The sequence below is a fragment of the Mycobacterium sp. NPDC004974 genome (genome assembly GCF_053600815.1).
In genome coordinates this window covers 171,230-184,058 of sequence record NZ_JBSGAQ010000015.1, presented here as the reverse complement: position 1 = coordinate 184,058, position 12,829 = coordinate 171,230, and the positions used below count along the sequence as shown (strand labels likewise).

Genomic DNA, 12,829 nt, shown 5'->3' with positions numbered 1-12,829 from the left:
ACGTTGCCCGACAGCTGACGCCAGGCGGCGTCGATGTCGCTGGCCGCCTCGGCGATCCGGATCTTGGCGAACGGATCGTCCTTGGCCTTCTCGCCGGCGAAGGCGGCGCGGACGCGCTTGCCCTGGTGCTCGACGTGTGCGTCGTAGGCGCCGTAGGCCATACCCACGATCGGGGTCGAGATGGTGGTGGGATGGATTGTGCCCCACGGCATCTTGTACACCGGGGCGGTGTTCGTCTCATACCCGCCGGCGGTGCCGTCGTTCATCGCCTTGTAGGACAGGAAGCGGTGCTTGGGCACGAACGCGTCCTTGACGATGACGGTGTTGCTGCCGGTGCCGCGCAGGCCGACGACGTTCCAGACGTCGTCGATCTTGTAGTCGCTGATCGGGATCAGGAAGCTGCCGAAGTCGACCGGCCGGCCGTCCTTGATCACCGGGCCACCCAGGAAGGCCCAGGTGGCGTGGTCACAACCCGAGGACCAGTTCCAGGCGCCGTTGACGATGTAGCCGTCGCCGGCCTCGCTCACGGTGCCGGCACCCATCGGGGCGTAGGAGGAGGAGATCCGAACCGAGGTGTCCTCGCCCCAGACGTCTTCCTGGGCCTGCTGGTCGAACAGCGCCAGGTGCCAGTTGTGGACACCGATGATGCCGGCGACCCAACCGGTGGAACCACAGGCACTGGCCAGCCGCCGGACCGCCTCGTAGAAGACCGTCGGGTCGCACTGCAGGCCACCCCACTGTTCGGGCTGCAGCAGCTTGAAGAAACCGATGTCTTCCAGCGCCTTCACGTTCGCATCGGGCAGTTTGCGCAGATCCTCGGTCTCCTGAGCGCGCTCACGCAGCGTAGGCAGCAGTTCATCGATGCCGGCCAGAACCGCCTGCACGTCACGCTGTTCAATGGATGTCACGGAAATGCCTCCCAAGATTCGGACTGCGATAAGCGCGAGCTGACCGCCTAGACAGAGATTAGAACACGTTACGATTTGTGTCGAGCAGGGCCTTGTAATGCGGGGCTGGACCTGGGCAAGTACGTTTTTGTAACATGTTCTAGTTATGAGTGATGAGAGGGTCCAGCCGTGACTGATGAGCCATTGGGCAGCCATGTGCTCGAACTGCAGGTGAGTGCGGTCATCGAGGAGACGGCCGACGCGCGGTCCCTGGTGTTCGCCGTCCCCGAAGGTTCGGACATCCCCGCCGACCGGTTGCGCTACGCCCCGGGGCAGTTCCTGACCCTGCGGGTACCGAGCGATCGCACCGGCTCGGTGGCCCGCTGCTACTCGCTGTCCAGCTCGCCGGTGACCGACGATCAGCTGACCGTCACGGTCAAGCGAACCGTCGACGGCTACGCGTCAAACTGGCTGTGCGACAACGCACACGCCGGGATGCGGATGCACGTGCTGGCCCCGTCCGGGACGTTCGTGCCCAAGAATCTCGACAGCGACTTCCTGCTGCTGGCCGCGGGCAGCGGTATCACCCCGATGATGGCGATCTGCAAGTCCGCGCTCGCCGAGGGCAGCGGCAACGTCGTCCTCGTCTACGCCAACCGCGACGAGAACTCGGTCATCTTCGGCGCCACCCTGCGCGAACTGGCCGCCAAATACCCCGACCGATTCACCGTCGTGCACTGGCTGGAGACCGTGCAGGGGCTGCCCAGCCCCGCCGCGCTGGCCGGGCTCGTCGCGCCCTACGCCGCTCGCGAGGCCTTCATCTGCGGGCCCGGACCGTTCATGGCCGCGGCCGAGCAGGCGCTGCAGCAGGCCGGTGCCGCCGACGAGCGCATCCACATCGAGGTGTTCAAGTCGCTGGACTCCGACCCGTTCGCCGCCGTCGTGATCGAAGAAGACGACAGCGACCAGGGGCCGGCCACCGCGATCGTCACCCTGGACGGCACCACCCACGAGGTCCGCTGGCCGCGCTCGGCCACGCTGCTCGACGTCCTGCTCGACAAGGGCCTGGATGCGCCGTTCTCCTGCCGCGAAGGCCACTGCGGCGCATGCGCGGTACTCAAGAAGTCCGGAGACGTCGAGATGAAGATCAACGACGTGCTCGAACCCTCCGATCTCGACGAGGGCCTGATCCTGGGTTGCCAGGCCACGCCGGTGTCGGATTCGGTCGAAGTCACCTACGACGAGTAACGAGCGGATACCTTTCTTGACGATGACGATCAACAGGCTCCCCGCAGCGAGCGCGGCAGCAGTGCTGACCGCGGCGGCGCTGACGTTCCCCACGTCGGCCACGGCGGCCGCGAACTCGGCCGTCACCTCGGTCCCGAGCCCCCAGGGCACGATCGAGATGCACGTCAACGCCGACTGCGCGGGCACACAGTGCACGTTCAACACGCAGGCCAACCTGCTGACGCCGGACGGCCCCATCGGTTTCCCGGGTGACGCGTGGGCGCGGCAGACCATCACTCTGCGCAGCACGAACAAGGACACCTGGCAGGAGGCCTCGTACAGCGCGCCGGCCGGGATGCCCCGGGAGATCAAGGGCTCCAATCACGACAACGTGCTGTCGAAGCTGTACCGGTCGGTCAACAAGGTCGAGATCTCGGCGACCTACTTCGGCGGCGGACCGATCGAACGGTTCCGCGTCGAGGGCGTGTCGACCCCCACCGAGTGGCGCACCGGCCAGCCCAACACGAAGGACCAGTTCATCATCTGCTCAGTGATCCAGGTGGTCTTCGGAGGGGTCAACCTCACCACGCCGACCGCCTGCACCCAGACCGGGTTCTGAAGCCTGTCCAACCAGCGCTAAGCCGGGATCTTCGCGCGGTCGAGGCCGTCGAGCACCGCCTGCGTCGTCTGCTCCGCGGTCATGGCTGAGGTGTCCAGCCACAGTCCCAATCGAGGCGTCGTCGACCGAATCGTCTCGACGAAACCCGTGCAGTCCCAGTCGGTGTCGTAACCAACCTTGTTGCGCGCGTGCTCCCGCTGCGCGATGACCTCCGGGGCAGGATCGAGTACCACTACGAACAGCGGACGGGTCCGAAGCATGCCGACGACATCGGCCAGGTACGGGCCGACGATGATGTCCTGCCAGATCGTCACGAAGCCCGCCTCGGCGTATGCGTCGGCGCTCGCCGCCCCGAGCCGATAGCGCAGCGAAAGTTGCGCCTGCGCTTCGGAGCTCATCTGCTCGGTCGGCTCCGCCCGGCCACCGACGACGAAACGGCGAAATACGTCTCCGCGCACGTGCGCCGATCGCTCGAACCGTTCGGCCAGTAGCTGCGCCACAGTGGATTTACCCGACGCCATTGCACCGGTGACGACGATGATCACGCCTTGGAGGTTAGTGACCTACCGCGGCAGGCCCAGCAACCGCTCACCGGCGAGGGTCAACAGGATCTGCTCGGTGCCGCCCGCGATCGTCAGGCAGCGGGTGTTGAGGAAGTCGTGCACCTCACGGTTGCGCACCGCACCCCCGCCGTCGGACAGTTCCAGCCGGAACTCCGCCAGCGTCTGGCGGTAGCGCACACCGATCAGCTTGCGGGCGCTGGCCTGCGCACCGGTGTCGTGACCACTGACCGCCAGCTGGGCGATCCGCTGATCCAGCAGCGAACCCACCTGGGCCGTCAGGATCAAGCCGCCGAGGCGGTCCAGATCGGCCGGGTCGACGTCGGGCTGCGCGCCGAGGGTGCGCAGCAGTTCCTCCATCGGATTGCCCAGCGCAGTCCCGCCGGCCATCGCCACCCGCTCGTTGGCCAGCGTGGTGCGGGCCAGCCGCCAGCCGTCGTTGACAGTGCCCACCACCATCTCGTCGGGCACGAACACGTCGTCGAAGAACACCTCGTTGAACAGCTCGTCGCCGGTGATCTCCCGCAGCGGGCGGATCTCGATGCCGGGTGTCTTCATGTCGATCAGGAAGTAGGTGATGCCCTTGTGCTTCGGGGCGTCGGCGTCGGTACGCGCCAGGCACACGCCCCAGTGCGCCTTCTGCGCCGCCGAGGTCCACACCTTCTGGCCGGTCAACTTCCAGCCGGGCTCACCGTTGGGGCCTTCTGCGCGAACAGCTTTCATGCGCAGGGCGGCCAGGTCGGAACCGGCGCCCGGCTCCGAGAACAGCTGACACCAGGCCAGGTCACCGCGCAGCGTGGCCGGTACGAACTGGTCGATCTGCTCGGCGCTGCCGTGCTCCAGGATGGTCGGCACCGCCCACCAGCCGATCACCAGATCCGGGCGCTCCACCTCGGCCGCCGCGAGCTCCTGATCGATCAGAAGCTGCTCGGCCGGAGATGCGTTGCGGCCGTAGGGACGTGGCCAGTGCGGGGCCAGCAGCCCGGACTCGGCCAGGGCCACCTGGCGCTTCTCCACCGACAGTGCGGCCACCTCGGCGACCGCGGCACTGATCTCCGGGCGCAGCTCCGCCACCGACTCCAGATCGATACGGAGCTCACGGCGCACACCCTGCTGGGTCAGCGCGGAGACCCGGCGGATCCACCGGCGCCGGCCACCGAGGGCATGCGAAATCCCGTATGCGCGACGCAGATACAGATGCGCCTCGTGCTCCCAGGTGATGCCGATACCGCCGAGCACCTGGATGCAGTCCTTGGCGTTGGCCTCGGCCGCGTCCACACCCGCGGCCGCCGCCACCGCGGCGGCGATCGACAGCTGGGAATCATCGGATTCGGACACCGCGCGTGCCGCGTCGGCCGCCGACACCGAGACCTGCTCGGAGCGCAGCAGCATCTCGGCACACATGTGCTTGATCGCCTGGAAACTGCCGATCGGCTTGCCGAACTGCTCGCGCACCTTCGCGTACTCGGTGGCGGTCTGCAGGGTCCACCGCGCCAGGCCGGCGGCCTCAGCGGCCAGGACGGCGGCGGTGATGTCCTCGAACCGCTGCCGTGAGACGTCGAGCACCTGCGCGGGCGCCGAATCGAGCGTGACCCGGGCCAGTGGCAGCGAGAAGTCCGTGGCGGTGAGCAATTCGACGCTCACCCCGGCGGCACTCCCGTCGACCAGGACCACGCGGTCCCCGGCCGGAAGGAGCAACACCCCGGCGGCATCCGCGCCCAGGACGTGCTCGGCGGTGCCCGAGACGGTGCCGGTTTCGAAGTCACCGGACAGCGTCAGGTCCGCGCTCAGCGCCGCACCGGCGGTGCGCTCACCCGACACGAGGGCCTCCAGCACGGCCTCATCGGTCACGACCAGGGTGGCCAGGGCAGTGGTGGCCACGGGACCGGGCACCAGCGCCGCGGCGGCTTCGTCGACCATCGCGCACAGGTCCTCGACCGTGCCGCCGGCGCCACCCTGCTCCTCCGGGACCGCAACGCTGAAGATCCCTAGTTCGGCGAGACCCTGAAACGGCCTGCGCCATGCATCGGCATCGTTTTCGCCGGATCGGACCGCCGCGGCGGTGTCGGTTGAGCCAGCCCAGCTCCTTACCAGGTCACGGGCGGCAAACTGCTCGTCGGTGATGGTGGCGGATGCGCCGGCCATGGTGGACCTCCTAGCCCCTAAAGCGAGAAGTCCGTGCTTCCCACTAGAACGTGTTCTAATGGTGACAGTGTTCGACCGTCAAGTCGACCCGCATCACAGCAGGACACGTCCGTGTGTTTACCGGCGCGGAGGTGCGTAGAAGGAGATCGCCGTGCGTATCGTTTTCGTCAAGGTACGCGACGAGAGGGGGCCACACACCGCATGTCCAGCGCACCACAGCAGGCAGGCAGCGAATCGTCCGCTTCGGACACCCGACCGCGTGAGGTTCTGAACGTGGCTGTTCTCGCCGAATCCGAACTCGGCTCAGAAGCACAGCGGGAGCGCCGCAAGCGCATCCTGGACGCAACCCTGGCCATCGCATCCAAGGGCGGCTACGAGGCCGTCCAGATGCGCGCGGTGGCCGAGCGCGCCGATGTCGCCGTCGGCACCCTCTACCGCTACTTCCCGTCCAAGGTCCATCTGCTGGTGTCGGCCCTCGGCCGGGAGTTCGAGCGCATCGACGCCAAGACCGACCGGGCCGCACTCGCCGGCGGCACGCCCTACCAGCGGCTGAGCTTCATGGTCGGCAAGCTGAACCGGGCCATGCAGCGCAACCCGCTGCTCACCGAGGCCATGACGCGGGCCTTCGTCTTCGCCGACGCCTCGGCGGCAGGCGAGGTCGACCACGTCGGCAAGCTGATGGATTCGATGTTCGCCCGGGCCATGAGCGACGGCGAGCCGACCGAGGACCAGTACCACATCGCGCGGGTCATCTCGGACGTGTGGCTTTCCAACTTGCTGGCCTGGCTGACCCGGCGGGCCTCGGCCACCGACGTCAGCAAGCGACTGGACCTGGCCGTGCGGCTGCTGATCGGCGCTGAGGACAAACCTAAGATCTAGCGGGTGAGCCTTCCCGCCGAACTCCAGGACGCATTGGCCCGGGCCGCACAGGCACCACGGCTACTGATCACTTCGGATTTCGACGGCACCCTCGCGCCGATCGTCAACAACCCCGCCGACGCGCGCCCGTTGCGCGACGGCGCTGACGCGCTCGTGGCGTTGTCTCAGTATCCGGACACCTCGACCGCGCTCATCTCCGGCCGCGCACTGGAAGTACTGCGGGAGCTGTCGGGGATGCCCGCGGCCGTGCACATGGTCGGCAGCCACGGCGCCGAATTCGACTCCGGATTCGCCCACCCCATCGACCGTGCCCTGCTCGATCGGATCGCCGCCGAACTCACCGCGATCGCCGCCATCCGGCCCGGGGTGACCGTCGAAGTCAAACCCGCCAGTGTGGCCCTGCACGTCCGCAACGCCGAGGCCGGCGACGCCGAAGCCGCGTGCGCGCAAGCACTGCGATCCGCACAGGCGTGGGATGCCCAGCTGACCAAGGGCAAGGCGGTGCTCGAGTTCGCGGTCATCACCACCGACAAGGGCGAGGCGATCGACATCCTGCGCGACGAGCACCGGGCATCGGCGGTGATCTACTTCGGCGACGACGTCACCGACGAGAAGGCGTTCCGCCGGCTGCGTGACGGCGACGTCGGCGTCAAGGTGGGACCGGGCGAGACGCTCGCCGAATACCGGGTCGACGAGCCCGAAGATGTTGTGGCAGCACTGAAGTACCTGCTGGACGCGCGCCGCTCCGTCGAAACGGATTAGGCCGGCGGGCCCGACGTCCGGCCGCGCACCACTTCGGTGGGGAGCACGTCGATCACCGGCAGCCCGTCCCGCGGCGGATTGTGCAGCAACTCGCCGGCCCGTCGCCCCTTGGCCACACTGGACTGCACCACGGTGGACAGACCGCGGCGCAACGCTTCGGGCACCCCGTCGAAACCGGTCACCGTCATCTCCCCCGGCACGTAGATGCCACGCGAGCGCAGATAATCCATGGCCGACAGCGCCAGCACATCGGCGGTGCACATCAGCGCGGTGATACGGGGATTGGCATCCAGCGCCACCTCGGCAGCCGCCCCTCCGGACGTCGGCAGATGGTCGTAGCTCTCCACCACCGTCAGCCGGTCCGGCGCGAGACCGGCGGCCGTCATCGCGTCGTACACACCGTGAATCCGCTCGCGCTGCACATGGAAATGCGGTGACAACACCCGATCTGGGTCTGCCAGTGCGGGTTTCGTGCCCTCGTGCGGCCACTCCCGGCCCAGCCGCATGGTCAGCAGGCCGATGTCGCGGTGGCCCAGGTCCAACACATGCTCGGCGAGCCGGCGCATCCCGCCGCGATCGTCGATGCTGACCCGCGACACCCCGGGAACGTCCTTGGGTTGATCCACCACCACGACCGGCAACTGGCGCTGACGCACCACCGGCAGATAGGGATCGTCGTCGGAGGCCGAATACACCACGAATCCGTCGACGCCCGCCGAGAGCACCGCCGCCGAACCGTCCTCGAAACTGCGGTTGGGTCCGATCGCCACCAGGAGCAGCCCCTGCCCCACCGCCTCGCAGGATTCGGCAAGTCCGGCAACGAAATCCAACGCCGCGGGATCGCTGAACGAATAGTTCAGTGGCTCGGTGATGATCAACCCGACCGCGCCGGCCCTGCGGGTCCGCAGGGAGCGCGCCACCGGGTCGGGCCCGGCATAGCCCAACCGCTTCGCCGCATCGAAGATCCGGTCGCGAAGCTCGGCGGACAACTGGTCAGGACGGTTGTAGGCGTTGGAGATGGTGGTCCGCGAAACCTTGAGTTCAGCCGCCAAGGAAGCCAGGGTGGCCCGCCGTGGCGGGTGGGGACTCCTCGGCATGCTGTCTGAGGCTAGTGGATCGTCGAATTCCGCACCCGGTCAACCGTCCATACCGCCAGCCAGAATCCGCAGGCAATCGTGACGATCACGAAGCTCGGCGGCATGTTGAAGATTGCGGACACCGCCAGCCCCGCCCACACCGACACGACGCTGATGCCGGTCGAGATCGTCATCGCGAGGATCGGCCGGGCCGTCACCATGATTGCCGTCGCGGCCGGGGTGACGACAAGCGCGAACAGCAGCAGCGTGCCCACCGCCAGCACCGCCATCGTCACCGCGATCCCCAGCAGGACCATGAACAGCACCGACAATGCGCGGACCGGTACGCCTTTGGCCTCGGCCACCTGCGCGTTGACCGATGCGAACAGCAATGGGCGGAAAACGAATACGACCGTGGCGGCCAACACGACCAGCAACGCGGTGAACATGAGCAACTGCTGATGGGTGATGGCGAGCAGGTTGCCGAACAAGACGTTGGTCAGCGTCGACGAATTCTTGGTGGCCAACGAGTTGAAGAACAGACCGAAGCCGGTGGCCAGCGCCAGTACCGTGCCGGTGGCCACCTCGCGGTCGTGGGCGCGGCTGCCCAGCGCCCCGATGACGAGCGCTCCACCGACGCAGAATGCCCCCAACCCCAACCCGACCGGAAGCCCGAGCAGCGCCGCACCGGTGGCACCGGGCAGACCGATGTGGGCCAGTGCGTGGGCGGCGAACGCGGTGTTGCGCACGATGACGAAATAGCCGATCAGCCCGGCGGCCAGCGCCACCAGCGTGCCGCCGATCAACGCGTTACGCATGAACGCCGAGGTCAGGATCTGCCACCAGTTGTGCTGGTAGCCCATCGCGAAAGTGCCCTGCGCCAGCAGACCCGCCGACATCACCCGCTCCTCATATACATCTGCCCCAGCGGGGTGTTGGCCACCTGCACCTTGGTCCCGTACAGGTGGGTCAGCAACTCGGCATCCACCACCTCGTCGATGGCCGCATGGTGAGCGTGCCCGTCGAGCAGGTAGATGGCGCTGTCGAGCACGCTCAGCAGCGGGTTGAGGTCATGGGCGACAACAAGAATCGTGACGCCGAGGTCCTGATTGAGCCGGGCCAGCAACTGCACGATCTCGTGCTGGTTGCGCAGGTCGAGCGCGGCCAACGGTTCATCGAGGATGAGCATCTTGGGATGTCCGACAAGGGCATTCGCCAGGGCGATGCGCTGGCGTTGCCCTCCGGACAGTTCCGACAGCCGCATATTGGCGAACCCGGTGGCCTCGACCCACTCCAACGCCTCGTCGACCCGGGCCCGGTCGGCGGCCGAGGTTCGGGTGAAGCCCCACCGCCGCCCCGTGAGCCCCAGGGTCACCGCACCCCGGGCCCGGATGGCCTCCCCCGCACCTGCCGCGTAATCCTGCGGCACGTAACCGATCAGGTCGTTGTGCTCACCTGGCGCACCACCGAGCACCCGGACCGAACCCGACGCCGCGGGCAGCAGGCCCAGCATGACCTGCAGCATCGTCGACTTGCCCGATCCGTTGGAGCCGATCAGTGCGACGATGCCACCGGTCGGGATCTCGAAGGTGCCCTCCGACCAGATCAGCCGTCCCCCGCGCACGGCGCTGACGTCGTCGAAGACGAGAGCCGGTTCTGCGTTGCGGGGTGACACTAGGCCTGAATTCCGAGCGCCTTGGCCAGCGCGGTCAGTTGGTTCACCTGCCAAGCCTCGAACGATTCCGCACCCGGCGCCACCGTTTCGGTGACATCGACGACCGGAATTCCGGCGCTCTCGGCGGCGGCCCGGATCTGTTTGGGCAGCGAACCTTCGGTCTGGGTGTTGTAGATCAGCACGTCGACCCCGTGATCGGCGAGCAGGCGCAGGAACGCGTCCAAGTCGGCCGGCGACGGGTCGGTGTGGTTGGACGAGGCCGCCTGGTAGCCGGCCGGCGTCTGGTTGACCAGGCCGACCGCGGCCGCCATGTCGTCGAACACCGTTTCGGTGGCGGCGTAGCGCTTACCGGGCGCCTTGGTCTTGATGTCGGTGATCAGCTGTTGGTAGGGCTGCATCGAGGTGGTGAACTCGGTGCGGCGCTGGGCAAAGTAGTCCCGCGCCTCGGGAGCCATCTGGCCCAGTTCCTCGCTCACCGCATCGGCGACGCCGGTCACCGCGGCCGGGTTGTACCAGGCGTGCGGGTTGGCGGCGGGGTCGTCGGACTCGCCGACGGCCCGCAGCACGGTGGCATTCGGCGCCGTGCTCTGGGCCAGCTTGGCCGCCCACTCGTCGTAGTGCCCGCCGTTGATGACGACCAGCTGTGCGCCCTGGAACTTGGCCGCATCCGCCGGCGAAGGCTCGAAGTCGTGCGGATCGACCGACGACCCGGCCACCACCGTGGTCACCTTCGCGCAGTCACCGCCCAGCGCCGAAACGATGTCGCCCCACTGGTCGACGCTGACAACCACGTTGACCGGTGTGGTCACGCAGTTCCCGCCGGACTCGGGCTGTTGGGCCCCTTCGGAGCCGCAGGCGGCAAGGGCGAATGGGGTGGCCAGCAGCAACGCGGTGGCCACGGCGCGGAGATTCAGGGGCAGGAGCACGGCGATAACGATAACCGTTTGCATTAGCAGATGCACGCCCGGATGATGATTTATTGAAAATCGTTTTCATTAAGGAGTGCGATGTCCAACCCGCTACCCGTCACCGTCCTGTCCGGCTTTCTCGGCGCCGGGAAGACCACGCTTCTGAACCACATCCTGGCGAACCGAGACGGCAGGCGCGTCGCCGTGATCGTCAACGACATGAGCGAGGTCAACATCGACGCCGCGCTCATCGCCGGACAGGGACACCTCGACCGCACGGAGGAGAAGCTCGTCGAGCTGACCAACGGCTGCATCTGCTGCACACTCCGCGAGGACCTGGTGGAGGCGGTCGGCGCGCTGGCGCGACAGAACCGGTTCGACCAGCTGGTGATCGAGTCGACTGGGATCTCCGAACCCATGCCGGTGGCAGCCACCTTCAGCTGGGAGTTCGAGGACGGCTTCCGGCTCGGCGAACTGGCCCGGCTGGACACATTGGTGACCGTGGTGGACGCCTCGACCTTCCTGACCGAGGTCGTCCGCGGTGAAGGCCTGGCCGACCGGGAGCTGGCCGCCGGCGAGGGCGATGCCCGCAGCATCGCCGACCTGCTCACCGACCAGGTGGAGTTCGCCGACGTCATCCTGCTCAACAAGACCGATCTGGTGAGCCCGCCGACCCTCGACACCGTCCAAACACTGCTGCGCAGGCTCAATCCGACCGCCAAGCTCATCCGGACCGACCACGGCGTCGTCGATATCGGCGAGGTGCTGGGCACCGGACTGTTCGACCCGGAGGCCGCCGCGCAGACGCCGGGCTGGGACGAGGAGATCGCCGACGGCCACACACCCGAAACCGAGGAGTACGGCATCAGCTCGATGACCTTCCGCTCCGACCGGCCGTTTCACCCGAAGCGCCTCGGCGACGCGCTCGGTCAGGTGACAAGGGTGTTGCGCAGCAAGGGATTCTGCTGGATCGCCAGCCGCCCGACGATCGCCGCCATCTGGTCACAGGCCGGCCCGAACCTGGTGATCGAGCCGGCGCAATACTGGTCGGGCACCGAGATCGCGCCGGGTCAGGAGATCGTGTTCATCGGGATCAAGCTCGACCGGGACAAGGTCCACCGGCTACTCGGCGGGGCCCTGCTGACCGACGCCGAGCTGGCCGAGGGTGAGCGGGCCTGGCTCCGCTATCCCGATCCGCTACCGGCCTGGAACGTCACCCACGCGCACTGACGGGCTTGCGCCCCCACACCTTGTTCATCGCCGCGGAGCGGTAGGCGAAGGTCGGATCCTCCAGCGCGGCCCTGGCGGCGGCCACCGCCGTCTCCGAGAGCACCCCGGCGGCCACCATGAGGTCGTCGACCTGCTGGAAGGTCTGTATCAGGAAGTGCGCCTGCCGGCTGCCACCGCGCTCCACGGTCAGCCTGCCTTCGTTGGCCACCTCGGTGAGTCCGAGTTGATCGACGTCAACCGGCAACATCGAGCCGTAGCCCAGGTTCATCACATTGGCCGCGGCCAGGAACTGCGTGCGGACGTTCAGGTAGTCCTCGTACCCCGCAGCCAGCGGATGGGTCCGGTCGACGGGCGCGGTGGTGCTGTAGTCCGGCTCCTCGACCACGAGCCAACCGCCCGGACGCAATGCCGAAACCATGCGCCGCATCGCCGCGACGGGGTCGGGCAGGTGCAACATCAGTGTCCGGCTGTGCACCAAATCGTGACGGCCCGACTCGATTTCATCGACCGTGATGTCAAGGCGCCGTACTTCGACGCCCAACGCCGGTAGGTCGCCGAGAAAGCGGGGGTCCAGATCCGCGGCGACGACATGCCCGGACGGCCCCACGCGATCGGCCAGCCAGCGCGCCACGGATCCCGCACCTGCACCCACCTCCAGGCAGGACCAGCCGGGCGCCACACCGACGGTGTCGAAAACGCGGATCGTCCACGGATCACAGAGCGACTCGAGCACACGCAGTCGCGCCAGTTCTTCGTTCGTCTCGTAGTCGGCCGCGAAGTAGCCACCGTCCCCTGTTGCGCCTGTCACCAGACCATTCTCACCATGACGGAACTCGGTCACAGACTCGCCACCCCATAAGC

General features: G+C 67.5%; 13 protein-coding genes. 5 read left to right on the top strand and 8 right to left on the bottom strand.

Features of this window, described 5'->3' with window-relative positions; translation table 11 throughout:
• The coding region (hsaA, locus tag ACWEFV_RS27260) for a 3-hydroxy-9,10-secoandrosta-1,3,5(10)-triene-9,17-dione monooxygenase oxygenase subunit (protein WP_450072440.1) at window positions 1-908 on the bottom strand (908 nt) is incomplete at its 3' end.
• 168 nt (window positions 909-1,076) lie between these two features.
• Here hsaA and ACWEFV_RS27255 point away from each other — a divergent pair.
• Together ACWEFV_RS27255 and ACWEFV_RS27250 are read left to right on the top strand one after the other, a co-directional pair.
• Window positions 1,077-2,135, top strand: a complete 1,059-nt coding sequence (locus tag ACWEFV_RS27255) for a 2Fe-2S iron-sulfur cluster-binding protein (RefSeq protein ID WP_450072439.1) — start codon at window positions 1,077-1,079, stop codon at window positions 2,133-2,135.
• 28 nt (window positions 2,136-2,163) lie between these two features.
• A complete protein-coding gene (locus tag ACWEFV_RS27250) occupies window positions 2,164-2,733 on the top strand; it encodes a hypothetical protein (RefSeq protein ID WP_450072451.1) in 570 nt (189 codons plus the stop codon).
• Window positions 2,734-2,750: 17 nt separating this feature from the next.
• On the opposite strand, the gene ACWEFV_RS27245 is transcribed toward ACWEFV_RS27250, so the two are convergent.
• Both ACWEFV_RS27245 and ACWEFV_RS27240 read right to left on the bottom strand, forming a co-directional pair.
• Window positions 2,751-3,278 (bottom strand): AAA family ATPase, encoded by a 528-nt coding sequence (locus ACWEFV_RS27245; protein ID WP_286175177.1) that lies wholly within the window; start codon window positions 3,276-3,278, stop codon window positions 2,751-2,753.
• Between the two features lie 18 nt (window positions 3,279-3,296).
• A complete protein-coding gene (locus tag ACWEFV_RS27240) occupies window positions 3,297-5,438 on the bottom strand; it encodes an acyl-CoA dehydrogenase family protein (protein ID WP_450072438.1) in 2,142 nt (713 codons plus the stop codon).
• Between the two features lie 273 nt (window positions 5,439-5,711).
• Here ACWEFV_RS27240 and kstR point away from each other — a divergent pair, with 273 nt between their 5' ends.
• Complete coding sequence (gene kstR / locus ACWEFV_RS27235) at window positions 5,712-6,317, top strand: cholesterol catabolism transcriptional regulator KstR (RefSeq protein WP_164480958.1); 606 nt, start codon at window positions 5,712-5,714, stop codon at window positions 6,315-6,317.
• Between the two features lie 3 nt (window positions 6,318-6,320).
• On the top strand, window positions 6,321-7,079 hold the full coding sequence (gene otsB, locus ACWEFV_RS27230) for a trehalose-phosphatase (RefSeq protein ID WP_135458884.1): 759 nt from the start codon (window positions 6,321-6,323) through the stop codon (window positions 7,077-7,079).
• On the opposite strand, the gene ACWEFV_RS27225 is transcribed toward otsB, so the two are convergent.
• From ACWEFV_RS27225 to ACWEFV_RS27210, 4 genes are read right to left on the bottom strand one after another with little or no spacing between them, the layout of a single operon-like run.
• On the bottom strand, window positions 7,076-8,176 hold the full coding sequence (locus ACWEFV_RS27225; RefSeq protein WP_135458886.1) for a LacI family DNA-binding transcriptional regulator: 1,101 nt from the start codon (window positions 8,174-8,176) through the stop codon (window positions 7,076-7,078). The genes otsB and ACWEFV_RS27225 overlap by 4 nt on opposite strands.
• An 11-nt stretch (window positions 8,177-8,187) precedes the next feature.
• Window positions 8,188-9,054, bottom strand: coding sequence for a metal ABC transporter permease (locus ACWEFV_RS27220; protein WP_450072437.1), 867 nt, complete (start codon window positions 9,052-9,054; stop codon window positions 8,188-8,190).
• Complete coding sequence (locus ACWEFV_RS27215) at window positions 9,054-9,830, bottom strand: metal ABC transporter ATP-binding protein (protein WP_450072436.1); 777 nt, start codon at window positions 9,828-9,830, stop codon at window positions 9,054-9,056. Before ACWEFV_RS27215 ends, ACWEFV_RS27220 begins: the two co-directional genes overlap by 1 nt.
• On the bottom strand, window positions 9,830-10,780 hold the full coding sequence (locus ACWEFV_RS27210; RefSeq protein WP_450072450.1) for a metal ABC transporter solute-binding protein, Zn/Mn family: 951 nt from the start codon (window positions 10,778-10,780) through the stop codon (window positions 9,830-9,832). Before ACWEFV_RS27210 ends, ACWEFV_RS27215 begins: the two co-directional genes overlap by 1 nt.
• Before the next feature lie 57 nt (window positions 10,781-10,837).
• On the opposite strand from ACWEFV_RS27210, the gene ACWEFV_RS27205 reads away from it, so the two are divergent.
• Window positions 10,838-11,968: a GTP-binding protein gene (locus ACWEFV_RS27205; RefSeq protein WP_450072435.1), complete on the top strand. Its 1,131-nt coding sequence runs from the start codon at window positions 10,838-10,840 to the stop codon at window positions 11,966-11,968.
• Here ACWEFV_RS27205 and ACWEFV_RS27200 read toward each other — a convergent pair.
• A complete protein-coding gene (locus ACWEFV_RS27200) occupies window positions 11,952-12,776 on the bottom strand; it encodes a class I SAM-dependent methyltransferase (protein ID WP_450072434.1) in 825 nt (274 codons plus the stop codon). The genes ACWEFV_RS27205 and ACWEFV_RS27200 overlap by 17 nt on opposite strands.
• Window positions 12,777-12,829: the final 53 nt, after the last annotated feature.

What these genes read in the sequence shown, in the direction of transcription:
- ACWEFV_RS27240 (WP_450072438.1), bottom strand. Translation starts at nt 5,438, where the DNA reads ATGGCCGGCGCATCCGCCACCATCACCGACGAGCAGTTTGCCGCCCGT.
- ACWEFV_RS27225 (WP_135458886.1), bottom strand. Translation starts at nt 8,176, where the DNA reads ATGCCGAGGAGTCCCCACCCGCCACGGCGGGCCACCCTGGCTTCCTTG.
- ACWEFV_RS27220 (WP_450072437.1), bottom strand. Translation starts at nt 9,054, where the DNA reads ATGTCGGCGGGTCTGCTGGCGCAGGGCACTTTCGCGATGGGCTACCAG.
- ACWEFV_RS27210 (WP_450072450.1), bottom strand. Translation starts at nt 10,780, where the DNA reads ATGCAAACGGTTATCGTTATCGCCGTGCTCCTGCCCCTGAATCTCCGC.
- ACWEFV_RS27205 (WP_450072435.1), top strand. Translation starts at nt 10,838, where the DNA reads ATGTCCAACCCGCTACCCGTCACCGTCCTGTCCGGCTTTCTCGGCGCC.